This window comes from Streptomyces sp. NPDC004752 (assembly GCF_053601275.1).
Map to the genome: position 1 here is coordinate 1 of NZ_JBSGBN010000017.1, position 26,282 is coordinate 26,282.

Below are 26,282 nucleotides of genomic sequence, written 5' to 3' on the forward strand. Positions count from 1 at the left end.
ACCGCAACCGGAACCGTACTCGCCAAACGGGTCCCGGCACGCACCGAGATCGGCGACCAACTCTTCACCCTCGGCGTCCCCTTCGACCCCGACAGCGACGCCACAGCAGGTTGAGAGGCGGTCTCGACCCGATGTGCAGCCGCCCGCTCACACCGTCGGCCACACATCGGTGCAGATCCCACACCACACCCACGCGCACAAGTTGACCGCTCGTATCGCCGACACAGCGAGCGCGAAGCGGGCACCGGTCGCGCGGACCCGAGGCGGTCCCCGGCGCAGGACACCGGGGACCGCCTCGGGTACCTCACGGTGCCACCGCCCCAGTCCCGGCCTGCGCGGCGAGCGCTCGGCTTCGGCTCGACGGCGCAGAACGCAGGATGACCAGACCTCGCCTCATCCCGAGGCGAGCACGATGTGATGAAAGGTCGTAGCCAGGTGGCTGATCATGTCACTGAGCCGGACGGCACACGTACCGTGCGAGGCCGCCCGGCCCCGGCCGGACTGTTGCGCCCGAAGTTGTTGAAAATCAGCCCGAGACTCGCGCCGCTGGTCCTGCTGTCGCCGGCCGTCGTGCTCCTCGCGCTGTTCGTGATCATTCCCCTGGTCGTCGTCGCTGTACTGTCACTGTTCCATTACCAGCTTCTCGCCGGTACGAGCAGTTTTGCCGGGCTCGACAACTACCGGACGGTGCTGAGCAATGGCAGCCTCCAGCAGGCGCTGTGGCACACGGTCCTGTACGCGGTCATCACGGTGCCGGTCATCGTTGTCGTCGGCCTGCTGACCGCACTCGGCATCAATTCGGTCAGCCGCGGATCGAGTCTGTGGCGCACGGCCTTCTTCATGCCTGCGGCATCCACCCTGGCCGCGATGTCGGTCGTATGGACGTGGATGTTCTATCCCAGCAGCGGCGTCGTCGACTCCACACTCGGAGGTGTGCTGGGCTGGACCGACTGGCTCAACTCGACGACCCTGGCGCTGCCGGCGATGGCGGTCGTAGGAAGCTGGCAGGGCATCGGATCAGCGATGATCATGTTTCTGGCGGGCCTGAGCAACGTAAGTCCTGCGGTTGTCGAGGCTGCGCGGCTCGATCATGCCGGCGCGTGGTCACGTTTCTGGCACGTCACGCTGCCCGCGCTGGGCCCTTCCCTCGTGTTCGCCATCGTCGTTGCCACGCGGGACTCCTTGCGTGTCTTCGACCAGATCCAGGTCATGACGCAGGGCGGACCGGTCAACAGCAGCACCACACTGTCGTTCCTCATGTGGCAGCGCGCCGTCACCTTCAGCGACATCGGTGGAGGGTCGGCCATCAGCCTGGTGCTGCTCGCCCTCGTCCTGCTGACCACCTTCGCCCAGCTCCGCACATTTGGCCGACGCCTGGAAGACGCAGGTGCCCGATGACCAGACGCACCCGTACCACTGCTCGCCGAGCCCTCGGGCAGACGGCCCTCCATCTGGCGTTGGCCGTCGGAGCACTGGTGATGCTGTTCCCCTTTTACATCATGCTCCGGTCGGCGTTCACGCCGGAGCCCTACATCCTCGACGGCAGTCTCGGACTGTCGCACCTGACGTTGCAGAATTTCGTCACCGCGTGGCAGCAGACTTCCTGGGGAAATCTTTACCTCTCCAGCTTCTTGTCGACCGCCACCATATTTATCCTTCAGGTTGTCACCAGCGTGCCGGCCGGCTACGCGCTCGCCCGGGTTCGGTTCCGCGGTGCCGCAGCGACCTTCTGGATCGTCATGGCCTGCTTCATCGTTCCGACCCAGGTGGTCGCCATACCCGACTACATCATCCTGTCGAGGGCCGGGCTGAACGACTCACTGCCGGGGCTCATCGTCCCGTTCGCCACCAGCGCCTTCGGTATCTACCTGATGCGCCAGTTCATTCTCTCGGTACCGCAGAGCCTGTTCGACGCCGCCCGACTCGACCGTGTCGGTCCCGTGGCGATCGTGTGGCGCGTCGTGCTGCCGAATGTCAAACCAGCGATCCTGGCCCTCGGCGTCTTCAGCGTCGTCGGCCACTGGAACGATCTTTTCTGGCCGAGCGTGATCCTCCGTACGACCGCGCATGCCACCGTCCCCTACGGAATCACTCAGTTCGCAAACCAGGAGTCGGGTTCGAACTACGGGGCACAGATGGCTGCGGCTACGTTGGCGGTCGCTCCGCTGCTCATAGCCTTCCTTTTCTGTCAACGCCAGTTCATACGCGGAATCTCGCTCTCGCGCGGGCTCGACTAGAGCCCGAACACTTCCACGCCTTCACAACAGACAGGTATGACGATGACCTTGAACAACAGAATCGTTAGTCGGCGCGGTGTCCTTGGTGGTGCCGGCGCGCTGGCCCTCGGTGGCCTGCTGGCCGCCTGTGGGGAATCGAACGGCAAATCCGGCGGCAACGGTTCACGGACCGTGGAGATGGTGCTGTACAACGCCCCTCTCTTCACCTCGCAGGTCAGCGAGAATCTGGGATCCGCCTTCACTCGGAAGACGGGCATCACCGTCAAGGCGATCAATACCGGGACCGCCACCTACGAGTCCGTCGACCAGCGCGTACAGACAGATCTGGTCGCGGGACACATCGACGACATTGCCATGGTGGGCCTCAACCTGCTCGGCTCCTACATCACCGCCAAGCGCGCACAGCCACTCGATGACCTGATGCGCACGGCTGGGTTCGACAAGTCCCAGCTGGCACCGACCACGCTGGCCCTCGGCCAGGACGGCGGCCACACCTATGCGCTGCCCTATGCGATCTCGACTGTCGTGCTGTACTACAACGCGGATGCGTTCAAGAAGGCCGGCCTCGATCCGGCGAAGCCGCCGACGACCTTCGCGGAGATGAAGTCGTACGCGCAGGCCATCGTCTCCGCGAAGGCGGCCAAGTACGGCGTGACCTACAGCAACGACAACAGCGGGAACTGGCTGTTCCAGAACTTCCTGTACTCGAACGGCGGTCGGATGATGAACGACGACCGCAGCAGGATCGAGTTCGACCAGGAGCCGGGCGTCCGAATGCTCCAGTACTGGGCCGACCTGTTCAAGGCCGGCCTTGGCCAGACCATGACGAGGACCCAGATGGCCGACGCATTCGCTCGCGGCGATCTGGCGATGATGCTGTCCAGTTCCGCGCAGGCGGCCAATACCGCAGCCGGTGCGAAGTTCGAAGTCCGTAGCGCGGCCATGCCGGTGCCGGACGGAGGGAAGCTGCGGCTGCCGGCCGGTGGAGCAGCGTTTGTGCTGCTCTCCAAGGACAGCAAGCAGCTCTCCGACGCTTTCCGGGCCGCCCGCACGATGGTCAGCCCGGCGGCCTGCACGTCGCTGGTCAAGGCGTCGGGTTACACCCCTGTCAATACGGTGGCGGCATCGAAGCCGCAGTACCTCGGCGACTTCTTCGAGAAGAATCCGCTCTACAAGCCGGGGAATGACCAGATCAAGAACACCATCCCGTGGTTCGGTTTCCCCGGGAGCAACGCCACCCAGATCACCAAGCTGCTGGACCAGGAGTTGGTTCTGGCGCTGCGCGGGTCGAAGTCGGCGGCCGATGCCCTCAATGAGGCTGCCAAGCAAGCTCAGGGACTCCTGAAGTGACCATCCGTACTGATCCTTCGCCGAAAGGCGGCGCTGTGGCCACCGACACCATTCCCCACAAGGACGCCGGCGTCCACGAACGGTCTGTGACCTGTTCCGGCCTTCGCAAGATTTTTTCCAACGGCGACCGTCCCGCGCTCGATGATGTGGATCTGCACGTTCCCGGCGGACGAATCACGGTGCTTCTCGGTCCGAGCGGTTGCGGCAAGACGACCCTCCTCCGCAGCATCACCGGGCTCGAAAACCCAGACTCCGGTGAGATTCGGATCGGCGAGAAGGACGTCACCTCGGTCGGCGCAGAAGACCGCGGGGTGGCGATGGTCTTCCAGAACTACGCCCTCTACCCGAACAAAACCGTGCGCGGCAATATCGAGTTTCCGCTTCGGATGTTGCGAGTTGAAAAGCAGCAGCGGTCGCAGCGCGCAACGGAAATCGCGGACATGCTGCGTCTGGGCAGTCTCATGGACCGCAAGCCCGCACAGTTGTCGGGCGGCCAGCGTCAACGCGTGGGCATCGGGCGGGCGCTCGTCAGGGACCCTGATGTGCTCCTCATGGACGAACCGTTTTCCAATCTGGACGCCGAGCTTCGCGTGGACATGCGGTCGGAACTTCTGGCCCTTCAGCGAAAGCTGGGCACGACGATCGTATTCGTGACGCACGACCAAGTAGAAGCACTGTCGCTCGCTGATCAGCTTGTTGTCATGCGGGCCGGCCGCATCGAGCAGAAGGGCGATCCGGAGGCGGTCTTCGAAGAGCCGAGCACCGAGTTCGTCGCCACATTCCTGTGCGAGATGAACGTGGTACCGGCAAAGGGCCCGCTGCACGACGAACAGCGAGCAGATGCGCCTGCTGTCGGATTCCGGCCCGAGTCGATTCGGCTCGGTCCTGGGACCGGTGACGACATCCAGATCATTGGTCAGGTTCGTATGAGCGAACTGCACGGCCGGGACCGGATCGTGCACCTGGACATGCTCGATCGCTCCATCCGCATGAGGGTCCCCTCCAGTGAGCGACCGTCGGGCTCGATCCCGGTACATGTGCGTCGATCCGACTTGCGGTACTTCGACGCCGACGGCACATGCCTGGGCTAGACCGACCGCGGGCAGCCACGGCCACAGGCGCGCTTACGCCGCGTCGGGACTGTTTCCGGATGTGGAGGGGCCTGTTCGATGCACCAAGGAGGATTCGATGAGTAACGAAGCGCGAACGGCGCCGGTCAGGCCGTTCGACGACGATGACGACGACGTTCTCGACATGATGGGTGCGGAATATGTGGCCGCCTACCGGAGGTTGGAGGCGGCTGCATACCGACGGGGCGCGCTGACCCGGGCCGAGCAGGAACTGGTCCTGCTCGGCGTGAACGGGGCCATCCATCTGTTCGATCGTGATGGCGTCCACCGTCATATGCGACGGGCGCTCGCCGCGGGGGCAACACCCGCGGAGGTGATGGGGGTGCTCCGTATGGCACTGGGCAGCCACACGATCACGCAATGCGTCCCGGTCCTGCTGGAGGAGTTGGAGCGAGTGGGTCGCGGTGTCGTGGTGCCGGCATCGGACGACTTCACCCCCGATGAGCAGGCGTTCAAGGAGCGCCACGAGCGCGGACGGGGGTTCTGGTACGACGGCTGGAACAGGATGCTGCGGTTGGACCCGGAGTTCCTGGACGCCTATCTCGACCTTACGTCGGTATCGACACCCGCATTGGCCCCGCGGATGCGGGAGCTGGTGAACATTGCCGTGGACGTCGCGACCACGCACCTGTATCTGTCGGGAGCTCAGGTGCACATCCGCCAGGCACTGAAGCTGGGGGTCACCGAGGACGAGATCATGGAGGTCTTCGAGATCGTCAGTCTCATCGGATACCGCACGATGTTCCTGGGCCTGCCGGTGCTGCGCGATCAGCTCTCGGCAGCCACAACGGACCCGGAGGTGCACCCGTGATGTCGCTTTGCGGAACGCAGCTCGCCCCGCACCGCCGTCAGATGACTGGCGCACGGTCGGCGAGGCTCCGACCGTGCGCGGGAACAGCCCGGGGGCGTGAGTGCCGGGCTGTCCTTGCCGCTGAACCGCGATCTACTCTTCGGTGACGCCCAACACCGCGTCCAGTGTTGCTTTCAGCTCCAGCGGAGGGGTGTGATAGACGGGCGATATCAGGACCTTGCCGCCTGGTGCGGCAAGGTCTATCGCGTGCTCCACCGCACACCTGAAGTCGCGTTCCAACGTCAGGGTGGCGGTTCCCGCGCCGATGTCACGCAGCAGCTGTGCGATCAGCTCTCCTCCGTCCCCGAAGAGCACGACGGAGGTTGCCTTCCGCAGGATCTCGGCACACAGCAGCCGAAGGTCAGCCTGTTCGAGAGCGCTGTTCACGCGACGCTCCCCACTGGGTGACACCAGCGAACCGCCCGCGACGAGCACCACGGATCTGTCGCGAAGGCTCTCCATGCCGGAGAGCGCTTTGCGCGGATTCATGGCCAGCGAGTCGTCATAGACCTCCACCCCGTTCACGTCGCCAGCGAGCTGACCACGCTGAGCGACACCGGTGAACGTACAGAGGGTGTCCCGGATTGCCGGAATCGACGCTCCCGCCAGCATCGCGGCAGCAGTGGCCGCGAGTGCGCTGCCCAGTTGATGCCGTGGAAGAGCAAGCGCGTCGAGCGGACAAACGATGTCGTCACCGCCGAGTGACCTCACCACCACGTCACCGTTCATGACAACAACGCCGTGCTCGAGTTCGCCGGACTCACTGAAGTGAAGTCTCCGAGCGTGTCCGAGCGTTCCAAAGTGTTCTCGGACCATCGGATCGTCGTGGTTGAGCACGGCGAAGTCGTCAGTGGTCTGGAACTGCAGGATCCTTTGCTTGGCCGCACGATAGGCGTCCAGCCCGCCGTGCCAGTCCAGATGATCTGGGAAGAAGTTGGTGACGACACTGATGTGCGGGCTCACCGTCATGTAGTCGAAGTGACGGCTCCCCAGCTCGAGAACCGTCCACGAACCGGGATCGGCGGAGGCGAGGTTGTCCAGGACCTCACGACCCGGCCCGGACGGCGTGACGCGGTGGTCTGTCGACGCGTGTACCGGTTGGCCGGCGGCGCGTAGCAGGGCACTGAGCAAGAAGGTCGTGGTCGTCTTGCCCGCCGATCCGGTGATGCCGATCGTCTTGGGCGACGCCGCGCGCAGGACCACGTCGGGCAGGTTGGAGAAGCGGATTCCGCGGCGTCGCGCCACTGTCACCAGTGAATCCTGCGGTGAAGTGAACGTATCAATGAACACGGTGTCGATCCCGCGGAGATCGGCGTCGTCACCAGACCGATCCCTGACAGCGATTCCGATGTCGCCCAGTCGACCACGGTGGGCCTCGAAGTCGACCTGGTCGGAAGCGAGAGCGACGACATGATGGCCAATGCCAGCCAGGTACTCGGCGAGCGCTATCGAGTCATCACTACTCGCGTCGACCAACACCGTCCCCTCAACGAACCGCAGGTTCCCATCGGAATCACCATCGATACGAGTACGGGTCATGACTACCTCTCAGGAATGTCTGCCATCCAGCAGCGGGGGTGTCCCACGCCGGTCGCCGGGGACGCGAACAGCGACGTCGTCTCGCTTGGGCTCAGACGTCAAAGTCGCCGGGTGCGGTGGTGCCGAGCAAGCCCGCCTTCTGCGCATGGAACTTGCCTGGAGTGCAAGCGACTCCAGCCAGGAGGCCACGAACGGTGACGAGCGCTCGCCTGGAGGGCCCATGCTCCACCCGATGACGACGATTCGGCGAGGGAGGCCGAGCCGGTCCAATACTCCGGCGCTGACCTCGGCGATCATCTCGGCCCATCCCGTGATCACCCAGCTCACGGCCGTTCACGCGCTGCCGCGTTGTGCCGACGGTAGGAGCTTCAGAGTCAGCGATTACACAAGGGCCAATCGCAGGTGTCCGAGCGATGAACTATCCCGATATCGTTGGCGATCTGGATGGATAATCCTTCCAGGGTACTGGGGAGCGTGTTCCGTCAGCGCACCGAAGAGGAGTTCGCCTCCAGTGCTTGCACGGCCCGTGCCGGGCTGGGGCTGGGCGCCTGGTGCACGATGAGCGGCACCGGTCGTTCCTCGTCCCACCTCACGTCGGTGCCCTCAGTCGGCGCCCAGATCAGCCCATCCCGGCGCACCAGTTGGCCCCGCAGTCGGCGCCGGTGAAGCAGTCCGCACCTGTTCCGGGGGAAGCAGCCCGCGACACCGAGATCCACTCATCACAATCCGCAATGATATTTATTGTATCGATTCGCTTTCTGCATTGGTCCTGGTGCCCAAGGATGGAGACATACACCCGGCTAATGAAGGAGGCGCGCCGCGGTGACTACGGCGGCCGACGGACCCGAACGTCAACCCCATACCCGACCGACACGACTTGTCCCCCGCACGGAAATCGATCCCGCGGTGGGCGACTTCAAGCCCGGGATCAGCGACGCCGCGAAGCACACAGCACCCGGCAGGCGGGGCGTCGTCTCCGCCGCACTGATGCTGACCACGGGCCTGGCGGCGCTCGACTCCACCATCGTCTCCACCGCCGCCCCGCAGATCGTCGGCGAACTCGGCGGCTTCTCCGTGTTCTCGTGGCTGTTCTCCGGCTACCTGCTCGCCGTGACGGTCTCCCTGCCCGTGTACGGCAAGCTGTCCGACCTCTTCGGGCGCAAGCCGGTGCTGATCGTGGGCGCGGCCGTCTTCCTGCTCGGCTCCCTGCTGTGCGCCGGCGCCTGGAACATGGCGGCCTTGATCGCCTTCCGGGTCGTACAAGGTCTGGGCGGCGGAGCACTTCAGGGAACGGTCCAGACACTCGCCGCCGACCTGTACCCCGTGGCAGAGCGCCCCAAGATTCAGGCCAGGCTCTCCACGGTCTGGGCGGTGTCGGCCATCGCCGGCCCGGTCCTCGGCGGCATCCTCGCCGAATACGCTGGCTGGCGCTGGATCTTCCTGGTCAACCTGCCCGTCGGTTCCGTCGCACTGTGGCTGATCATCCGCAACCTCCACGAGGCCGACCGCCGGTCGGCCACCCGCCCGCGTATCGACTGGGCAGGCGCCCTCGCGGTGTTCGCCTGCGGGGGCGTGCTGCTCACCGCTCTGGTGCAGGGCGGAGTGGCCTGGCCCTGGCTGTCAGCCCCGTCCCTCGCCCTGTTCGCCACCGGACTCGCCCTCGCCGCGCTGGTGGTCTTCGTCGAACGGCGGGCCGTGGAGCCCATCATGCCTGGCTGGGTGTGGCGCCGCCGCACGATCGCCGCCGTCAACCTCGCCCAGGGCGCGCTGGGACTGCTGATCGTCGCACCCAGCCTGGTCCTCCCGACATACGCCCAGTCAGTTCTGGGCCTGGGCCCGGTGGCCGCCGGATTCGTCCTGTCCGTCTGGACGCTCAGCTGGCCGCTGTCGTCGATCTTCAGCCAGCATGTCTACCGGCGCATCGGCATCCGCAACACCGCGGTACTCGGCATCGGCGCAGCCGCACTCGTCCTCTTCGCGTTCCCGCTCCTGCCCTACCCGGGCCACGCCTGGCAGCCAACGGCCCTGATGCTGCTGCTGGGTGCTGCACTCGGCATGTTCAGCCTCCCACTCATCATCGGCGTCCAGTCGTCGGTCGGGTGGGCGGAGCGGGGCACGGCCACCGCCTCCATCCTCTTCTGTCGTCAAACGGGCCAGACCATCGGCGCACCGATCTTCGGCGCCATCGTCAACGGGGTGCTGTCAGCCCGGCTCGGCGGCGCGAGCGACCTCGACTCGGTGACGGGGCAACTCCACGCCGGGACCGTACCGGAGGCGACCCGGCGGGCCATCGCGGACTCTGTCCACGCCGTATACCTGGGCGCCGCATGCGCCGCGGCGCTGGCCCTCCTCGTGCTGCTGTTCCTGGCGCCGCGCCGCTTCCCGGTCCACACGGAGTGACGTCGGCTCCGACGACCCGAGCATCTTCTGGGATCACCGGTCCGAACCCGTCGGCGCGGACGACCGTCGCGCCCTCGGGCGGGCAGGTGCGGACAACGATGATCCGCGTCCTTTTCCCTCGAAGTCCCTCGAATTTCCCTCGAATTCCCTCGAAGTCCGCGCCCTTCGTGGCGGATGCAGGACCGGGTGCGGCTCCGACGCACTCCCCCACGACCCCCGCCCAGCACGCCTCTCCCAGCGGGGCACGCGGCTCCGACCGGCAGCCCATCCGCGCGGCATAAGCTGATATGAATACGTCACATGCAGAGTAAGCCAACGCGAATGCCAAGGCGGTGTCACGTGGCCCGTGCACTGGTGTCCGGCCTCGCAGCGGCCCGAGTACCGCGCGGAGAGGTTCATGAGGAGTCTGGATCCCACCGATCCACCGGCCATCGGCGGCTACCCCCTGCTGGCACAACTGGGTGCCGGAGGCATGGGCCAGGTGTTCCTCTCCCGTACCGCGTCCGGTCGGCCTCTGGCATTGAAGACCGTACGGACCGAGTTCGGCGCGGATCCCGGCTTCGAGGAGCGGTTCGCCCGCGAGATCGCCCATAGTGACCAGGTCCGTTCCCCGTGGACGGTGGCGGTCGTCGACTACAGCCCCGCGGGGCAGCGTCCCCAGTGGCTGGCCACGGAGTACGTGGCCGCGCCCTCCCTCGCGGACTGGGTGGAGCGGTACGGCCCGCTGGCGGAGCCCGCCGTCCGGGCCCTGGCAGCGGAACTCGCCGAAGGTCTACAGGCGGTGCACCGGACGGGTCTCGCGCACCGTGACGTGAAGCCGTCCAATGTGCTGCTGGCCCGCCGCCACCCGCTGCTCATCGACTTCGGCATCGCCCGCGCCGCCGACGACACCCGGCACACCCGCACCGGCGGCGTCATCGGCTCGCCCGGGTACATGGCACCGGAGCAGGCCACCGGAGAAATCTCGGCCGAACCAGGCGACGTCTTCGCACTGGGAGCGGTGCTGGTCTACGCGGCCACCGGGCAGGGGCCCTTTCTACGGCGGGGCGAGGATCCGTTGGCGGCGCGGCTGCTCTATCGGATCGTGTACGAGGAGCCAGTGCTCGATGGCGTACCGCAGGCGCTCACCCCGCTGTTGGCGGCCTGCCTGCACAAGTCGCCGCAGGCCCGTCCGACCGCGGATGAGCTGCTGGAGCGGATCGGTGCCGGGTCGGTCAGCTGGGCCGCGGCCCTGCCACCGAGCCTGGAGGCCGATATCACCGCAAAGGAAGCCGAGTTGCGCGTCCTGCTGGACCGGCCGTCGGCCCCCTCCGCTCCGCCGGGCCCGGCCGCGCCGACCGGCTTCGGACCGCCGTACGACTCCGAACCGCCGTACCGCTCCGAGCCGCCGCGTGGCTCCGAGCCGCCCATCGGGTTCGGGCCACCGACCCGGTTCGGACCACCGACGGCGTACCTTCCTCCCCCTGTCCCCCCGCCGCGTACCGCTCCGGGGCCCGCGCCCCTCCCCCCGTCCGGCACGGGCACCGGCCCCGCACCCGGGCGGGGGCCGACGCGGGTCCGGACGGCCGCCATGGTCGCGAGCGCGGTGGCGGCCACGGCTGTCATCGCCGCACTGAACTGGCCGGACGGTAGTGGCAATGGGGCGGGCGGCGGACGGCATACGTCCCCGCCGCCGACTCCCTCCCCGTCCTCGTCCCGCTCCACCACGACGGACGCCCTGCCTGCGTCCTGGGTGGGCCGCTGGAAAGGCACGGGCACCGGCAGCGCCTCCGGCGACGGCGTCGTCAACCCGCGGACAACCGGGGTGTCGGTGACCCTCACCCTGCATACGGCGAAGCGCGGCGACATCGTCGGCAAACAGGTCAGCCACATGACTGACGCCGGAACCGGCCAGGACATCGGGTGCACCGAAACGCTGCGGCTGCAGGAGACACACCGAACGTCCATGGTCTTCGAGGCGGTCACGAGCACCGCCACGGACCCGTCCGTCGCCGTGTTGTGCGTACGGGGCGGCATCTACACCCTGACGATGACGGGCACCGACACGCTGACTCTCGGGGAGGACGGCAGCCAGGCCGCGGGGGCGCCCTCCCGGCTGACCCGCTCGTCCTGACACCCCGCTGACGCTCACCCGGACATCAGCTAGGGTGAAGATAAATCCAGGGGTCGCTCCACCCAGGCTGGCCCGATGGCAGAAGGGAGGCTGACCATGGGCAATTCTGATCCGTCGTCGACGACGACTCTGGCAGACAAGATCGATGCACTGTTCCGCATCGTGCGTCGCCCCAACCGGGAGCAGTTCAGCCACGAGGAGGTCGCCCGCGCCTGCCGGGAAACCACCGGGGAGAGCTTCTCCGCCACCTATTTGTGGCAGCTGCGGACGGGCCGCCGGGACAACCCCACCAAGCGGCACCTGGAAGCACTCGCCCAGTTCTTCGACGTCCCGGTCGCGTACTTCTTCGACGACGACCGGGGGGCTGCCATCGCCAAGGAGCTGGAGTTGCTGGGGGCCCTTCGGGACGCCGGGGTTCGGAGTGTGGCGCTGCGTGCGGTGAACCTCTCGCCCGAGGGTGTGAACACGATCAGCGACATGATCGATGTCCTCGCCCGGCGCGAAAGCGGCGCCGACGGCCGGGAGCACAACGGTGCGGTGCCGGGCGACGACCCCGCCGACCGCTGACCCGGAATGACGGCCACACAGCGACCACGGGTACCAGGAGTACCACGGGGGAAGAGGGACAGCGCGTGCGCAGCGGCCGGAGCAACAAGCGTCTGTGGGAACGATGTCGGCGCCTGGTGGAGGACCTGGATCTGCCGAGCCCGTTCGACACAGGCGTGTTCATCGGTATGCTGGCCCGCGCCCGTGGGCGGCCGATCGAGCTGGTGCCGGTCACTGCCCGTCCCCATCTCCCGTGCGGGCTCCTGGTCAGCACCGACGGCGCCGACCGTATCGTCTACCCCGCGGACACCACGCTTCTGCACCAGCAGCACATCCAGTTGCACGAGGTCGCGCACCTCCTGTGCGGTCACCACGAGACGACACCCGCGGCGTCCTCCGCTGCCGAGGTCCTGCTGCCGCACCTGCCAGCCTCGCTGATCCACCGCGTCCTGGGACGGACCGTCTACACCGAGCCACAGGAGCAAGAGGCCGAGCTCGTAGCGTCCCTCATCCTGAACCGTGCCGCGCAGCTGGACCGGACCGGGGCCGCCGCGGCGTCGCCGGCCGGGTCGGAAGAGGCGCGGCTCCGCTCCCTGTTCGGCTCTCCCTAACACCGTGACTCGGGCCGAAAACTCCCCCGGCGGCGCATATGACCAACCTGACCGCGTATCTCGCCGCCCTCGTCTTCCTGGCGTTCGCCGTGCACCGACTCGCGATCACGCGCGGAGGGAGAGCTGATCCGGCACAGCGCAACGTGGCTGGGTTCGCGCTGTGCGCAGGGACCGCGATGCTACTCAACTCCCCTGCGGTGTTGGACACGTTGGAAGGCTTCGTTCCCTCGCCCGATGCCGAACTGCTGATCACGTACGAGCTGAAGGCGGCCGCCGCCATGTTTCTCGCGCTGGTCGCACTCGCCCTCGATCCGCAGGGGTCCCGACCGGTGGTGGTCCGGCGCCGGACGCGCGCCGCCGTCGCCGTCCAGCTGGCGGCGCTGGGCCTGTTCCTCGCAGCCGACGCCACCGACGCCGGCACGTCCGCGCTGGCCGCGCCCGGCCGGGGCTGGGCCCTCGCCGCGTACAACGCCCTCTTCGCCGGCTATCTCTGCTGGTGTCTGTATGTCACGGCGCGGGCCCTGATCCGGCGTGCGCGCCGCACTCCGCCGGGTTCGCTGCGCATGGGTCTGAGAGTGTCCACGCCGGCCACGGTGACGGCTGTCGTGTGGTCGCTGTGGGCCCTGGACGATGTCGCCGCCAATATCGCCTGGCAGGGGCCGCATCATGGCCCTGGCCACGCTTTGAAGGTCGGTGGTCAGTAGCGGATCTCGATGCGGCGGCCCTCTGCGTCCGGTTCCGGCGCCGGGGGAACCCGTTCGGCGATACCGAGCGCGATCCGATGCGAGGACCAGGCCGCGGCGGTGGCGTCGAGTACATCGTCCGCGGCGATCTGATCGGCTTCTCCGAGTTCGTCCGGAAGCACGACTCCGGCCTTGGCCAGCAGTGCGCGGCGCATGTTCTGGCCGCGCCACGTCTTCTTGGCGTACGCCAGCGGCACCCCGTCGGCCAGAGCTTGGAAGGTCACCTCGGGATGCACCTCATGGATGCGCTCATCGGCAAGCCAGCACGCCCGAGCCTCAAGGAGTTTCGGTGCCAGCGCCCACGCCTGCCGGCTCAGTCGGCTCCCGGTGAGCTCTTGGCACCGGTTTGCGGCCGAAGCATAATCTGGCTCCTGCCATGCGGGCCTCGGCGCGATGAGGAAAACGCTGCTGCGTCGCGCCCCCAGAAGCGCTCTGGCAGCGAGGTCAGCGGCACGCCAGCCCCGCTCGACAAGCCCCAGCGGCATGTCCACCGCGATCGTCTCCACCGCACCGGCACGCTCGATCAGCGTGCCGAGGGACCCGGCCACCAGGCTTTCCGCGTACGCGCCGTCCGTGAGCCGGATCCCCACCCACCCCTGCTTGCCGCAGGCATCGATTCCCAGGACGTCCATCTCACCCCCACACGAACTCGGATCGAGCAGTAGGACCGCTGCCGACGGCGGACCGGGACGGCAGCCGTGACGGGTCGACCATGCCGACAGTAACGTCCGCCCGGCATGACGGCGACGGGCACGGCACGGCACGCCGCGGTGGGGCGGTGCGCCATGGTCATGGTGTTCTCCTGGGGTGCTTGGCGACGGTGGCCTCGTCGGTGGGCCCCAGGTACGGGGTCGTGGTCATGTGGAACTCCCGCTGAAGCGCGGCCCGGGCGGCGAGGTGGCCACACATGCCGTGTACGCCCGGCCCCGGTGGCGTCGACGCCGAGCACAGATACACACCGGGAAGGGGCGTCCGGTACGGATTCCAGGCGGGCACCGGTCGGAGCACGGCCTGCGTGAGGGTGACCGCTCCCGCACCGATGTCGCCGCCCGGATAGTTCGGGTTGTACGTCTCGTAGTCGGCTGCCGGCATGCCCTGCGCGGCCATGACCGTGTCGGCGAAGCCGGGCGCATACCGCTCGATACGGCGGGTGATCAGCGGCACTGGATCCCGGGTGTCGCCGTTCGGAACGTGTGCGTAGGCCCACACCGGACGGCGACCGCCCACGGCGCGGCCGGGGTCCGTCACCGCGGGGTCGACCAGGAGCACGAACGGCTCCTCGCATGCCTCACCGCGGGCCGCCGCGTTCTCCGACGCGAGTGTTTCGGCGCGGGTGCCTCCCAGGTGCACGGTCCCGGCCCGTCCCACCTCCGGGTCGGCCCACGGGATGGGCTCGCTGACCAGGAAGTCGGCCTTCGCCGCGCCTGGGCCGTAACGGAAGTGGTGCACGGCACGGCGGTAGCGCGGCGGCAGCCGGTCGCCGGTCAGCGCGAGCAGGCCGTTCGGTGTCGTGTCCAGCATGATCACCGGGGCGTCGAGTTCGGCGAGGTCGGTGACCCGGTGGCCGGTGTGCAGCCTGCCGCCGTGCGCCCGCAGGTCGTTGGTCAGGGCCTCCGCGATGCGTACGCTGCCTCCCCGCGGCAGTGGCCAGCCGGTGGCGTGCGCCAGGTGCCCGAGCAGCAGTGCGATGGCTGCGGCGGGCAGGCTGGGCAGTCGGCCCTTCGCGTGCGCCGCGACCCCGGTGAGCAGTGCCCGGGCAGCCTCGGTGCGCAGCCCGTCGACCCGCAGGCGATGCCCGAGCATGCGCGGGCCGAGCAGCAGTGGGACGGCGCTGTCCTGCGGCAGGTGTCGCAGGTCGGACAGCAGGAAGTCGGTGACGCCCGTGCTGTGCCGCACGAGCGGCTCCATCAGTCGCCGCCAGCGAGGCCCGTCCGGGCCGAGCCGGTCGCAGGTCTCGGTGAGGTCGCGGTAGGCGAACGCGGAGGCGCCACGGTCCAGGGGGTGCGCGTAGCCGATCGGTGGCTGCAGCAGCGCAACGCCGCGGGCCGGGAGGTCGAAGTCCCGGAAGAAGGCCGAGGCGGCCGCCATGGGGTGCACGGCCGCGCAGGCGTCGTGCCGGATCGCGGAGTCGAACAGTGCCTCACCGCGCAGTCCGCCGCCGACGGTGGCGGCCTGTTCGTGGACGTGGACGGTCAGTCCGGCCCGCGCCATGGTGACGGCGGCGGCCAGGCCGTTCGGACCGCTGCCGACTACGGCGACATCGGCGCGGGTCATGCCGACACCTCCTCGGCGGCGAACTGCCGACGGGCAAGCCGCCGGTACACCTCGTCGGACGCGATGAGCTCCCGATGGGTGCCGACCGCTCGCACGCGTCCCTCCTCCATCACCATGATGCGGTCCGCCTGCACGATGGTCGACAGCCGGTGTGCGATGGCCAGTACTGCGCACTCGCGGGCGGCTTCGGCCATCGCGTCGCGCAGCGCGGCCTCGGTGTCGCTGTCCAGGTGTGCGGTGACCTCGTCCAGCAGGATCACCTCCGGCTGCTGGAGCAGCGTGCGGGCGATGGCGAGTCGTTGCCGCTGGCCGCCGGACAGGCCGGTGCCCCGCTCGCTGAGGAAGTGCGCGATCTGGCTGCGGAGCAGCCGCCCGCCGAGGATGCGCCGGGCATCGAAGACGATGTTCTCGCCGGCCCTGCCGATCGCGTAGGCATGTCCGGCGCTCAGCGCCGCGTCCGCAAGGAATAACATCACGACGAACGTGATGGGCCAGGCGATCGCCCGGTCCAGGGCCACGGCTTCGATCAGCCGGCCCAGCGTCCAGGGCTGGGCGAGCTTGGCCGCCGCGCCGGCCATGCCCATGGCCAGGCCGGAGAGCAGCAGGGCCCGATGGCGGCGGACCGTCTCCCGGAGGCTCATACCGGTCATGCCGGTCGTGTCGGCTTGATGTAGGACGCGACGAACCGGCCGGTCTCGGGAACGTAGTCGGTGCGTTGCCAGTCGCTGTAGTGGCCCTCGGGTCGCAGCCCGAAGTCCTGGGCGTAGACATCGACTTCTTCGGGTGTGAGCAGGCGCGCGGTCTCCGTGCCGATGCGGTGTGTGCCGTCCGTCTCGAACAATATGGTGGACACCTTCCAGACATGGTTGTCCATCAGGAGTGTGGCGTGCATCTGGATGCCGGTGTTCGGCTCCGGGTACGGTACGAACATCGTGCTGTGGGCCAGGCCCTGGTGCAGGGCCACCACACCGGTACGGTTGTGCGTCTCGACCAGCAACCTGCCACCGGGGCACAGATGTTCGGCCGCGCGGCCGATGGCTGCCCGCTGCCCGTCGGGGTCGAGGATCAGCGACAGCGTGGAGCAGACGCAGTAGACGAGACCGTACTGTCGATCGCCGCGGTAGGTTCGGATGTCGCCGAGTTCGGCGGTCACCTCGCCTTCCTCGGCCTTCTTCTCCAGAGCCGTGAGCATTTCCTGCGAGGAGTCCACCCCGGTCACCGGGCCGACGCGATGCGACAGCGGCAAGGCGATCCGGCCGGTCCCGACGCCGAACTCCAGTGTGCCCCAGGCCGGTTCGGGGTGGAACCCGGCCAGGGCGTCGACGGCGGCCCGGGTGGCGGCGTCGTTCTGGAAGATCCGGTCGTACCAGTCGCCGAACTGCCTGCCGTAGCCGATGTCCGCGATCGTCATGTGTGCTCCGTTTCCGTGGTCATGGCGTGCCGGGGATCGGGGGTCCGCTCGGCTCATGCGGCAAGGGCGGCGGGCTGGGGCGCACCGGCCAGCTCGCGTCGGCGCTGCGACAGCACATAGTGGATCGCCGGATGAGTGGCGCCGAACGCGAGGACGAAACGGTTGAGCCCCATGAACTCGCCGATGCCGAGGTGGAACGCCGTCATGGTGCCGAGGTAGGCGCGGGCGGCGGGTTTGGGGAGTACGTAGATGAGGGGGAAGCCGCACTCGATGGCGATCGTGCCCCAGGACAGTGCCTTGGAGACCGCTGGGTAACGGGTCAGGAGCTTGTGTACGCGCGGGTCTCCATAGTTCTTCGTCCGGATCACCCCGGCAACGGCATCCCCCTTGAGCCAGACCGGGGAGACGGCCTTCACCAGCCCGGAGGCGACGTAGGAGAGCGATGTCTCCAAGGCCAGCGTCCGCATCGCAAGGTCGTCGGCCTGCTCGCGGTCCTGGATCAGACCGGTGGAAGCCATCGTGGCATTGATGACGAGCTGCAACTGGTCGGCGCCGTCCCGGCCGAACGGAATGAAGTGGGACTGCACGCTCTGCAGGGCGGCCAGCGTCGCGCCGCCCGCGATCCGCAGCGGGCGGTTGCCGGGCCACACCAGGGTGGCCGCCGACACAGCGGCCTGCGCACCGTAGACCGTGTAGAGGAACGCCCTGGAGGCCAGCGCACGGTTCAGCGCGGGGTGTCGCCGCGCCAGCCGCGGATGGAATGCCTCGACCTGACTGGCCAGCAGGTCGCCCTTCACGAACCGCTTGTGCTGGCTGAGGGCCTCCAACGCGGCGATCAACGTCCCCGCGGAGGCGATGCGGCGTGCTGTGACGGCCGGGTCCAGCGCTGAGCGGGACGAGGCCACACGGGTCGGACGACGGAACACGGAGTCTCCTTCTCGTGGAAATGGGGTGCCGGGGAAGTCGGCACACGGTGCGGCTTCGCCGCACGCCGAGGGGGATCGCCGGCGGTGGTGGAGCCGCACTCGGCCAGGTCACCGCCCGCCGGCGATCCCTCGGTCTCAGTCAGCGGCGCTCAGTCGGCCGCCGGGTATCAGTGGGCGTTGCGCTGGACGTAGTTGGCGACGTTCGCCGCCAGCAGCTCCAGCGCGAAGATGCCGACCTCGATGGCGAGGGCCGGGGTGGCCATCACGGGGTCGGCGGGGGTGTCCAGACGGCCCGCGACATCGGTCTCCGAGAGCATCCCCGGGGAGATGTCGGTCAGGGATTCGTTGGCGAACTGGGCGACGAGAGACATGAGGTCCCTTTCTTCGTGATCCTTGTGGCGAGTCTGTTGGCGATGTTTCCGACAGAGCAGATGCTCCCCAGCGGGGCGTGACACACCGTCTCGGCTGGGGGTCCCGCTCTCACGCATGGCACGGTGGCGTGAGAGCGAGGCTCCCGGTCGACGCGGTTACCGCGCGGCCGCCACCGTGGCCGGGGGCAATGAGCGGCGCAGGGCAATGCGCTCGGAGGCGAACATGGGCTGCACGCCGTGCCGTTGCCCGCGCTCGGGGTGGGCCCGCAGCAGCATGAACTGGGTGTGGTCGGCGTCCGGCACATGCGGGATCTGGGTGGTCAGATAGCGCTGCAAGATCCAGTAGCCGGGGCTGGAGACGATGAGGCCCATGTCTTCGGACGAGTCGTTGGCCACCTTCATGATGACCTGGAGCGCGTCGAAGAGGACCTTGGGAGCGCGGTTCTGCGCGTTCCAGGCCAGGGCGTACCAAGGCCGGTCCGAGATCACCTCGATCTCCCGCCAAGGGGCCGCCGTGCCGTCGGTGATGTCCCGGTAGAGCAGGTGCACATCCGATACGCCGGGATTGGGGCCGAAGAACCGCCAGTTGGGCGCCCGGAGGAGGCGCAGGGGTCCTCGCTCAACCAGACGGTCGAACCGGTGGTCGGGAAGTTGGCCGGCGGCTGTGCTGACCAGCCACGCCGCGAGTCCGGTGGATACCGCCGCAGACACGACACGTTGCCCGCTCATGCCGTACCCCCGGACACGATCAGCTCGACGAGGCTCTTCGCGTGCGGTTCCTGGGCGACGACCCCCATATGGTCGGCGTCCTCGCACACGTGGTGCCAGGAGCGATCCGACAGCTCCAGCATCCGTTCCTGCGAGGTGCGGTGCTTCACGGCACTGCGTGTGCCCTTCAGCGCCGTCATCACATGCAACGGCACGGCCAGCTTCTCCACGGGGGGATAGGCGCGTGCCGCCATGTATTCGCGGTACGCGGTGGCCCATGTGCGCGGCCGGGCATGGTACGCCGTGAGGCTCTCCTTGACCTCCTCGGCGTAGTGCTCACGGACCGGCGTCATCGGACGCAGGACGTTGAGCCCGGCACCGGCCCACAGACACTCCAGCAGCAGCGCCTGCCGGGTCCACCAGTCGGGAAGCCGGCCCACATGGGCATGCAGGTCCGCGATGACCGTGGGGTCCACCATCACCACATGGGACAACCCGGCATCGCCCCGTGACTCGGCGTACGCGGCGGCCAGGTAACCGCCGAGCGAGTGCCCCACCAGCACCACCGGCAGACCATCGAGGTACCTGCTGCGCAGCTCGTCGACGATCTGGAACTGCTCCTCCAAGGTGGCCTCGGGCAGCGGGCTGCTGAGCCCGTGGCCCGGCCGGTTGTAGCCCACGCACGCCGCGGTCTGGGGCAGGTGCTCGCGCACCCAGGCCCACTGCTCGTGCGGCATGCCGAGACCGTTGAAGAACAGCACACCGAACGCGGCGTCCGGCGGACGCCGGTGATCGACCTCGACCACACCGTCATCGGCGCGAGACAGCGTGGAAAACGCCGCCGCCCGCCGGCGCATACCGAGAAACCGTGTCCGCGCACCGATCGCCCAGCTGCCGACACACAGCCCCGCCACACCGATGGCGAACTTCCGCTCGATCGGCATCGTCCTCGCCATCCCGATCACTCGCCGGACGCGGCGGCTTGTACTGCCGTGACGCGAGTCCACGAGTCGACGTTGTTGGTGGCGAGTACGCAGTGTGACGAGAGAGCCGGGCCCGCTGGGCCGTCGGTGGCCAACTGCATTCCCGGAGTCGCATCCGCCAGGAATCTGTTGGCGAATTCCGTGACGGTGGGCGCTGTTGCCTCGGCGAGCATGTCTCTTCCTTTCCTCGATCCGGGGTGTCCCCATGCCGGGGAGATGCGGGTGTGACGGGGTGTGTCCGAGATCAGCCGACGCCGTGGCACGCCATGATGACGACGATGTAAGCGGTGTGGTCCGTGACCGTAATGGCCTGGGCCGCGAAGTACGGTGCTGCTTCCCCGTCGCCGGGCGATTGGACTCCCGGTGTCACGTCGGTCAGCGACCGGTTGGCGAATTCGGTGACTGCATTCATGTCATGGCTCCTTTTCGATGGGACCTGGCCGATCTGCCTGGCCCTCGGGCTCCACTGATGAGTACGAGTGCAGCGACGGCTGTCACGTCCGTCTCCTCGGCGACGACCCTCATGCGGTCGGCGTCACTCATCACCGCAGAGACTGGTGAGCGCCGGCGGGACGGGACAACGGCTCTGGGCCGTCCCGGACAGCTGTGAGCTGTCCGGGCTGGTCACGGCCTTGTCCGGATTGCGTCCCGGACAGCGAGGACATGGCGAGATCCGCTGTTCTCCCTTGACCATGGCCATAGCAGGATGACGTTCGTGGGGAACCTGGGGGAGTTGTCGCCGTACGAAGCCCGAGACGCTGCCGGCTTCATCGCGGCGATGCGGCGGCTCAAGGAGCTTTCGGGGCTGACGTATCGCGAGTTGGAAGAACGGGCCGCCAAAAACGGTGACTTGTTGGCGCGGAGCACCTTGTCCGACATGCTGCGGCGGACGAGCCTGCCGCGACCCGACGTACTGGCCGCGTTCGTCCATGCCTGCGGGGACGGTCAGCGGGTCGGCGCCTGGCTGGAAGCCAGGGACCGAATCGCCGCGGGGACCACCACCGCCGTGCCGCCCACGCCGCCTGAGCCCGAGGCCGAGGCTCCACCGCGGATCGCGGCATCCACCGGCTCGCGCCCGCGCCGGACCAAGGGCCGCACCGTCTTGCGTGCGACCGGCCTCATGGTCCCGCTGCTCGCCTTGGCCATCTGGGGGTTACTCCCCGATGGCTCCGACACCCCCGGCACACCAGTCGGCTGGGTCACCATTCGCCCCGTCCGTACGCCGGAACTCTGTCTGACCGACGGACGTGACCGGGACGGCGCCTATGACAGTGCCGTCGCTGTCCAACTCCCCTGCGCCCAGGCCACGGTGCCGCGCACCTACCTCGAACCGGCCGGCGAGGGCCTCTATCGCATTCAGTGGCATCACCCCCAGGAGGGGAAAGGATGTCTGACGGTCATGCACACCGGTCGGGCAAAAGGAATGCTTGAGCCCCGGAACGACTGCATTCAGGCCACCCTGTTCCGCGTTCAAGCAACTGCCGCTGCCAAAGAGGGTTTCCGACTGCGCCCGGCCCACAGCAGCATGTGCATCGGCATCGCCGACGACGACACCGCCGAGGGAGCCGAAGCGACCGAAGAACGCTGTACCGGCGCGGCCGACCAGCGGTTCCTCATCCGGACGGATTGACGCCCTGGACGGGCTGACCAAACGGGTAAAGCCTTCGGGGTCGCCATGGGCGGTCGTTCACCGCGGTCAAGATGCACCGTCGGGCGGGCCATTTGAGAATGGTTCTGATGACGTATGTCGCTGTGAGTGCGCTGAGCCATCCGGGGCTGGTCCGCGACCGGAACGAGGACAGTCTGGTCGTCGGACCGTGGACGCTGTGCGCCACCGTGACCGAGAACCCGCAGACCCTGGTTTTCCCGCTCGGTACGCCGCTCGTCGTCGCCGTCGCCGACGGGCTCGGCGGCCAGCCCGGCGGAGACGTGGCCAGTGCCCTGGTCGTCCGCCGCCTCGCGTCGACCGGGCCCCTCCTGAGCGATGACGACCGCGTCCGCGACGTACTGCACACCTGTAACCGCGAGGTGTACGCGACCGCGGGCGGCGACGGTGGCGGACCGGCCACGATGGGGACGACCGTCGCAGGCGCCGTCCTCCTGCCCCGGTCGGTCCTGACGTTCAACGTGGGGGACAGCCGGGTCTACGCCGCACCCCAGGACGGACTGCTCCAGGTCAGCATGGACGACAACCCACCACTGCGGCCGGGGCAGCGCACCACCCCCCTCGTGACCCAGGCCCTCGGCGGCACCTCGACCTACCACGCCATCACCCCCCATGTGGCGGCCGCTCCCCTGGCCCCTGGCGACAGGTACCTGATCTGCACCGACGGCCTGACCGATCCGCTGCCCAACGACGTCCTCGACGGTCTGCTGCGGGAGTACGACGACGGCCGGGCCGCCTTCGAACTGTGGAAGGCCGCCATCGCCGCGGGCGGACCCGACAACATCACGCTCGCCCTGGTGCGCATCGCGGACCAATGATCGCGGCAGGGGTCGGGCGGGGAAGCCGTAGCGTTCCTGCGGGCGGACGACATGCGACGAGCGCGATCGGCCCCGCCGAATCGGCGCCGACCTGCACATCCGCGCCCCAGTAGGCCCCGGTAAGGGGGCCGTCCGCACTGCCGCACCCCCGACGCCCCCGCCCCCATGCGCCGCAGCAGCTGTCGATGTGGCACATTCGCGCCACAATGGAAGTGCGAAACCGCACTCGGATCCATCGAGGAGGTGGCCATGCCCAGCGCAGCCACCACAAGGAAGACAACGGCGACCCGCGCCCGTCCGAGCGCCAAATCAGCGGCACAGCAACCCGCCACGGACGGAAAGCTGCACATGCACAGCCTGGATGTGCACGCGCCGGTCCACATCCCCTACCTCACACCGGGGGACGTAGTGGCCAACACACAGGCCATGACCTCAAAGCTGCCGACGAGAGATGTTCTCTTCTACGGCGGCCTGGGCGCGCTCGCGGTGGTCGGTGCTCTCGACTGGCCCGTGGCTCTGGCCATCGGAGGTGCCACAGCCATCCTGCGCGGCAAGGGAAGGGGACAAGCGAAGGGGCGCCAGGAATAGGTCGGAGGACACCATATGGCGGCGTGGCAGCGTCGGGCGCCGACGCGTCACGCCACCCGGGGCGTGGCCGCCGTACTGCGTGACCGCGTGTATGTCCGCCAGAATTCCAGTGCCAAGCGCACGACGATGGCCTCGACAAGCGCCAGGGCGGCCTTGCCGAGCACAGTCATGAGAAACCCGTTCATTGGTGCTGCTCTCCTGCTCGTGGGGTGTGCATCGAGTGTGTCCGCGCCCGCGCGAATCTCGCGGTTCTCTGATGCGTTATCGCGGCGACGGAAAGATGAATGTCCGGGGTGCTCCAACATGTGCCGCACCGCACACCATACTGCTGTCGCCAATTGAGGAGAATGGGTGACGATGCGGCCGTGGCGGTTCGTGGTGTGGTTCGGTGTGGTCAGCCTGCTGGCCGACTTCGTCTACGAGGGCGCTCGCTCGGTGACCGGTCCCCTGCTCGCGTCACTGGGTGCCTCGTCCCTGGTCGTCGGCGTGATCACCGGGGCGGGAGAGGCAGCTGCACTGGGACTGCGGCTGGTCTCCGGTCCGCTCGCGGACCGCACCCGTCGCTTCTGGGGCCTGGCCATCGCCGGTTACGCGCTGACGGTGGTCTCGGTGCCGCTGCTGGGCGTGGCCGGGGTGTTGTGGGCAACATGCCTGCTGGTGGTCGCCGAGCGGGTCGGCAAAGCGGTGCGTTCGCCGGCCAAGGACACCTTGCTCTCGCACGCCACCGCCGCCACCGGCCGTGGGCGGGGTTTCGCCGTTCACGAGGCCCTGGACCAGACAGGCGCCATCGTCGGCCCGCTGCTCGTGGCCGTGGTGCTCGCGCTCACCGAAGACGACTACGCCCCCGCGCTCGGTGTCCTGGCCGTGCCGGGCGCGGCGGCCCTGGGGCTGCTGTGGTGGCTGCGGTCCCGCGTCCCGGACCCCGAGGCATACGAGCGCGAGGCGGCACCTCCCCCGCGGCAGGCGACCGGGAGCGGCCGTCTGCCGTCGGCGTTCTGGACCTATTCGGCGTTCACCGCGGCGACCACCTCCGGGTTCGCCACTTTCGGCGTGCTCTCCTACCACCTCGTCGAACGCCATCTGCTGACCGCTGCCTGGGTGCCCGTGCTCTACGCCGCCGCCATGGCCACCGCCGCCGTCGCCGCGCTTGCGACCGGATGGCTGTACGACCGGCACGGCCCCCGCGTCCTGGTGGCCCTGCCCGTGCTGGCCGTCGCGGTCGCGGCGCTGGCCTTCGCCGACACCGTCACGCTCGCCGCGGCTGGTTCGCTGGTATGGGGCGCGGCCATGGGCATCCAGGAATCCACCCTGCGCGCGACGGTGGCGGACCTGGTCCCCTCCGGCCGTCGGGCGACCGCCTACGGCATCTTCGCCGGGGTCGTCGGCGCCGCAAGCCTCGCGGGCGGCGCGCTGACCGGCGGCCTGTACGGCTACTCGGTCCCCGTCCTGATCAGTGCCGTAGTGGTCATCCAGGTCCTCGCCCTGGCCCTGCTGGCGGCTACGGCGGCACGCCGCAGCTGAGCCGTCGACCTGGTCGAGGGGCCGGTCGAGGGGCGGTATGAGGCGCACTGGGCGCACTGTTCGTCACCCACGTCGGGCTGGTTCAGCGAGTCGGTGCCGGGACCGTGGTGTCCCGCGACAGTCTGTCGACAAGTCGAGTCCCGTGCGGAGCACCCCGGCCGACAGGCGTGGAACACCCGGTCACCCGCATGCCCCGCCCGGGTCGACGTCGGCACACACCGAGGCCAACATGATCACGGGTACCGCTGCTTGGCCTCGGCCCCACCACAGCTCTCCGAGGCCCGATGGGCGGGACCACACGGGGGTGTGCCCCTCGCAGATCGCAGCGCCTGGTGAGGGGCACACTGAGCCGCTTCCGCCGCAGCCGCCGGCCACCTGTTCACTCGGCGGACGCTCCGCCGTGCGTGTGGCATGCTGCTTTCAGGGTCGTGGGCGAATTGGGCCGTTTGGTCGGGGCACGCTGTGGTCGTGTTCGATCACGGTCGCGTCAGGAGGCCGAAGCAGTGGGAGAACTTCGGGTAGGGCAAGGACTCCCATGTGACCCTGGAGGTGACTGGCGACGTGAAGAGCCCGACCCGGGTACGGGAAGCCCGCCCGTCGGTGCCGTTCACCTCGTACCGGCGGCCGGCGGCCGGGACCATCTGCCGAACCACCGGGCGATCGTGAGGGCGGGCGGCAGGGATGGCTGAGTCACCGAAGCCGCAGCGCCACCCTGACCTGCTGGGACGTCTGGACGCCGAGCTGGGACGGATGGAGGAGCAGTTGCGGGCCCTGGCCGCCGCCAAGGATCGCATTCAGGACCTGCTGGACGCGGTGGTGGCGATCACCCGCGAGGTGGAGTTGCCGGCGGTGCTGCGTCGCATTGTGACCACCGCCATGGAACTGGTCGGAGCCCGTTACGGTGCGCTGGGTGTACTCGACGAGTCCGGCGAGTGCTTCGGGCAGTTCATCGCCGTCGGACTGTCCGAGGAGGAACACGCGGCCCTGGCCGAGGTCGGGTTCGCTCGTGGCCTGGGGGTGCTCGGGTACGCCATCCGCCACCCCGAGCCGCACCGCGTCGACGACATCTCCTCCCACGCGGCCACGGTCGGGTTCCCACCCGGCCACCCCCGCCCCAGTACCCTGCTGGGCGTTGGCATCGACGTCCGCGGCAAGATCTACGGCGGCCTCTATCTGTCCGAGCGACGCGACGGACGGCCCTTCGACGTCCACGACGAGAACGTCATCGTCGCTCTGGCCAGCGCCGCCGGCATCGCGATCGACAACGTTCGCCTCTTCGAGCAGGTCCGCACCGGATCCGAGCAGTTCCAGCGGCTCTTGCTGCCCACCCTGCCCGATCTGCCCTTCGAGGCCGCCGCGATCTACCGGCCCGGGGGCCCGCGCCCCCCCCGGGGGCGGGCCGGGGGAGGGCCCCGGCCGGCGGGCCGGCCGGGGGGGGGGGGGGGGGACGGGGGAGTTGGGGGGGCCCCGAAGGGAAACGCGGGCGCCCAAGCGCGC

General features: G+C 68.5%; 25 protein-coding genes and 2 pseudogenes. 15 read left to right on the forward strand and 12 right to left on the reverse strand.

From position 1 onward, the window contains the following. Nucleotides 1-570 precede the first annotated feature (570 nt). The 5 genes from ACWEKM_RS09735 (at nucleotide 571) to ACWEKM_RS09755 (ending at nucleotide 5,528) form a co-directional block, all read left to right on the forward strand. Nucleotides 571-1,398, forward strand: a complete 828-nt coding sequence (locus ACWEKM_RS09735; protein ID WP_451620621.1) for a carbohydrate ABC transporter permease — start codon at nucleotides 571-573, stop codon at nucleotides 1,396-1,398. Further along, nucleotides 1,395-2,237 carry a carbohydrate ABC transporter permease gene (locus ACWEKM_RS09740; protein ID WP_451620622.1) on the forward strand — a complete coding sequence of 281 codons (843 nt, stop codon included), beginning with the start codon at nucleotides 1,395-1,397 and terminating at the stop codon, nucleotides 2,235-2,237. Before ACWEKM_RS09735 ends, ACWEKM_RS09740 begins: the two co-directional genes overlap by 4 nt. Nucleotides 2,238-2,285: 48 nt before the next feature. Next, nucleotides 2,286-3,587 (forward strand): ABC transporter substrate-binding protein, encoded by a 1,302-nt coding sequence (locus ACWEKM_RS09745; protein ID WP_451620623.1) that lies wholly within the window; start codon nucleotides 2,286-2,288, stop codon nucleotides 3,585-3,587. Next, on the forward strand, nucleotides 3,584-4,678 hold the full coding sequence (locus tag ACWEKM_RS09750) for an ABC transporter ATP-binding protein (protein ID WP_451620624.1): 1,095 nt from the start codon (nucleotides 3,584-3,586) through the stop codon (nucleotides 4,676-4,678). Before ACWEKM_RS09745 ends, ACWEKM_RS09750 begins: the two co-directional genes overlap by 4 nt. A 97-nt stretch (nucleotides 4,679-4,775) precedes the next feature. After that, the gene (locus ACWEKM_RS09755; RefSeq protein WP_451620625.1) at nucleotides 4,776-5,528 is read left to right on the forward strand and encodes a carboxymuconolactone decarboxylase family protein; all 753 of its coding nucleotides are present in this window, start codon (nucleotides 4,776-4,778) and stop codon (nucleotides 5,526-5,528) included. 132 nt (nucleotides 5,529-5,660) lie between these two features. Here ACWEKM_RS09755 and ACWEKM_RS09760 read toward each other — a convergent pair whose 3' ends face one another. Next, complete coding sequence (locus tag ACWEKM_RS09760) at nucleotides 5,661-7,106, reverse strand: Mur ligase family protein (protein WP_451620626.1); 1,446 nt, start codon at nucleotides 7,104-7,106, stop codon at nucleotides 5,661-5,663. Nucleotides 7,107-8,012: 906 nt separating this feature from the next. Here ACWEKM_RS09760 and ACWEKM_RS09765 point away from each other — a divergent pair. The 5 genes from ACWEKM_RS09765 to ACWEKM_RS09785 all read left to right on the forward strand — a co-directional run bounded on the left by ACWEKM_RS09765 (nucleotide 8,013) and on the right by ACWEKM_RS09785 (nucleotide 13,480). Continuing rightward, complete coding sequence (locus tag ACWEKM_RS09765) at nucleotides 8,013-9,506, forward strand: MFS transporter (RefSeq protein WP_451620627.1); 1,494 nt, start codon at nucleotides 8,013-8,015, stop codon at nucleotides 9,504-9,506. Nucleotides 9,507-9,903: 397 nt separating this feature from the next. Continuing rightward, entirely contained in the window at nucleotides 9,904-11,619 is a 1,716-nt protein-coding gene (locus ACWEKM_RS09770; RefSeq protein WP_451620628.1) for a serine/threonine-protein kinase, read from the forward strand. 96 nt (nucleotides 11,620-11,715) lie between these two features. After that, entirely contained in the window at nucleotides 11,716-12,186 is a 471-nt protein-coding gene (locus ACWEKM_RS09775) for an XRE family transcriptional regulator (RefSeq protein ID WP_451620629.1), read from the forward strand. A 65-nt stretch (nucleotides 12,187-12,251) separates the two neighbouring features. Next, on the forward strand, nucleotides 12,252-12,776 hold the full coding sequence (locus ACWEKM_RS09780) for a ParH-like protein (RefSeq protein WP_451620630.1): 525 nt from the start codon (nucleotides 12,252-12,254) through the stop codon (nucleotides 12,774-12,776). A gap of 38 nt (nucleotides 12,777-12,814) precedes the next feature. After that, nucleotides 12,815-13,480, forward strand: a complete 666-nt coding sequence (locus ACWEKM_RS09785) for a hypothetical protein (RefSeq protein ID WP_451620631.1) — start codon at nucleotides 12,815-12,817, stop codon at nucleotides 13,478-13,480. Here ACWEKM_RS09785 and ACWEKM_RS09790 read toward each other — a convergent pair. The 10 genes and pseudogenes from ACWEKM_RS09790 to ACWEKM_RS09835 form a co-directional block, all read right to left on the reverse strand. Then, the gene (locus tag ACWEKM_RS09790; RefSeq protein ID WP_451620632.1) at nucleotides 13,474-14,151 is read right to left on the reverse strand and encodes a DUF429 domain-containing protein; all 678 of its coding nucleotides are present in this window, start codon (nucleotides 14,149-14,151) and stop codon (nucleotides 13,474-13,476) included. The genes ACWEKM_RS09785 and ACWEKM_RS09790 overlap by 7 nt on opposite strands. A gap of 157 nt (nucleotides 14,152-14,308) precedes the next feature. Beyond that, nucleotides 14,309-15,793, reverse strand: coding sequence for a phytoene desaturase family protein (locus ACWEKM_RS09795; RefSeq protein ID WP_451620633.1), 1,485 nt, complete (start codon nucleotides 15,791-15,793; stop codon nucleotides 14,309-14,311). After that, nucleotides 15,790-16,134: pseudogene (locus ACWEKM_RS09800) on the reverse strand (ATP-binding cassette domain-containing protein); the annotation flags it as partial. The gene ACWEKM_RS09795 and the pseudogene ACWEKM_RS09800, both read right to left, overlap by 4 nt. A 305-nt stretch (nucleotides 16,135-16,439) precedes the next feature. Continuing rightward, nucleotides 16,440-17,204 carry a class I SAM-dependent methyltransferase gene (locus ACWEKM_RS09805; RefSeq protein WP_451620634.1) on the reverse strand — a complete coding sequence of 255 codons (765 nt, stop codon included), beginning with the start codon at nucleotides 17,202-17,204 and terminating at the stop codon, nucleotides 16,440-16,442. A gap of 53 nt (nucleotides 17,205-17,257) precedes the next feature. Further along, the gene (locus ACWEKM_RS09810) at nucleotides 17,258-18,130 is read right to left on the reverse strand and encodes a hypothetical protein (protein ID WP_451620635.1); all 873 of its coding nucleotides are present in this window, start codon (nucleotides 18,128-18,130) and stop codon (nucleotides 17,258-17,260) included. Between the two features lie 167 nt (nucleotides 18,131-18,297). Further along, nucleotides 18,298-18,501, reverse strand: coding sequence for a linaridin-like RiPP (locus ACWEKM_RS09815; protein ID WP_451620636.1), 204 nt, complete (start codon nucleotides 18,499-18,501; stop codon nucleotides 18,298-18,300). 156 nt (nucleotides 18,502-18,657) lie between these two features. Beyond that, complete coding sequence (locus tag ACWEKM_RS09820; RefSeq protein ID WP_451620637.1) at nucleotides 18,658-19,230, reverse strand: hypothetical protein; 573 nt, start codon at nucleotides 19,228-19,230, stop codon at nucleotides 18,658-18,660. Beyond that, nucleotides 19,227-20,153 carry an alpha/beta hydrolase gene (locus ACWEKM_RS09825; RefSeq protein WP_451620638.1) on the reverse strand — a complete coding sequence of 309 codons (927 nt, stop codon included), beginning with the start codon at nucleotides 20,151-20,153 and terminating at the stop codon, nucleotides 19,227-19,229. The genes ACWEKM_RS09820 and ACWEKM_RS09825 overlap by 4 nt, the downstream gene beginning before the upstream one ends. 17 nt (nucleotides 20,154-20,170) lie before the next feature. Then, the gene (locus tag ACWEKM_RS09830; RefSeq protein WP_451620639.1) at nucleotides 20,171-20,365 is read right to left on the reverse strand and encodes a hypothetical protein; all 195 of its coding nucleotides are present in this window, start codon (nucleotides 20,363-20,365) and stop codon (nucleotides 20,171-20,173) included. Between the two features lie 71 nt (nucleotides 20,366-20,436). After that, the gene (locus ACWEKM_RS09835; protein WP_451620640.1) at nucleotides 20,437-20,604 is read right to left on the reverse strand and encodes a hypothetical protein; all 168 of its coding nucleotides are present in this window, start codon (nucleotides 20,602-20,604) and stop codon (nucleotides 20,437-20,439) included. Nucleotides 20,605-20,898: 294 nt separating this feature from the next. Between ACWEKM_RS09835 and ACWEKM_RS09840 the strand changes: the two genes are divergently transcribed. The 3 genes from ACWEKM_RS09840 to ACWEKM_RS09850 all read left to right on the forward strand — a co-directional run bounded on the left by ACWEKM_RS09840 (nucleotide 20,899) and on the right by ACWEKM_RS09850 (nucleotide 23,264). After that, a complete protein-coding gene (locus ACWEKM_RS09840) occupies nucleotides 20,899-21,822 on the forward strand; it encodes an XRE family transcriptional regulator (RefSeq protein ID WP_451620641.1) in 924 nt (307 codons plus the stop codon). Between the two features lie 107 nt (nucleotides 21,823-21,929). Then, nucleotides 21,930-22,676, forward strand: a complete 747-nt coding sequence (locus tag ACWEKM_RS09845; RefSeq protein WP_451620642.1) for a PP2C family protein-serine/threonine phosphatase — start codon at nucleotides 21,930-21,932, stop codon at nucleotides 22,674-22,676. A gap of 249 nt (nucleotides 22,677-22,925) precedes the next feature. After that, nucleotides 22,926-23,264 carry a hypothetical protein gene (locus tag ACWEKM_RS09850; RefSeq protein ID WP_451620643.1) on the forward strand — a complete coding sequence of 113 codons (339 nt, stop codon included), beginning with the start codon at nucleotides 22,926-22,928 and terminating at the stop codon, nucleotides 23,262-23,264. Nucleotides 23,265-23,311: 47 nt separating this feature from the next. On the opposite strand, the gene ACWEKM_RS09855 is transcribed toward ACWEKM_RS09850, so the two are convergent. Next, nucleotides 23,312-23,449 carry a hypothetical protein gene (locus ACWEKM_RS09855; protein ID WP_451620644.1) on the reverse strand — a complete coding sequence of 46 codons (138 nt, stop codon included), beginning with the start codon at nucleotides 23,447-23,449 and terminating at the stop codon, nucleotides 23,312-23,314. Between the two features lie 172 nt (nucleotides 23,450-23,621). Between ACWEKM_RS09855 and ACWEKM_RS09860 the strand changes: the two genes are divergently transcribed. Together ACWEKM_RS09860 and ACWEKM_RS09865 are read left to right on the forward strand one after the other, a co-directional pair. Beyond that, nucleotides 23,622-24,785: an MFS transporter gene (locus ACWEKM_RS09860; protein WP_451620710.1), complete on the forward strand. Its 1,164-nt coding sequence runs from the start codon at nucleotides 23,622-23,624 to the stop codon at nucleotides 24,783-24,785. Nucleotides 24,786-25,466: 681 nt separating this feature from the next. Further along, nucleotides 25,467-26,282, forward strand: a pseudogene (locus tag ACWEKM_RS09865) (GAF domain-containing protein); the annotation flags it as partial.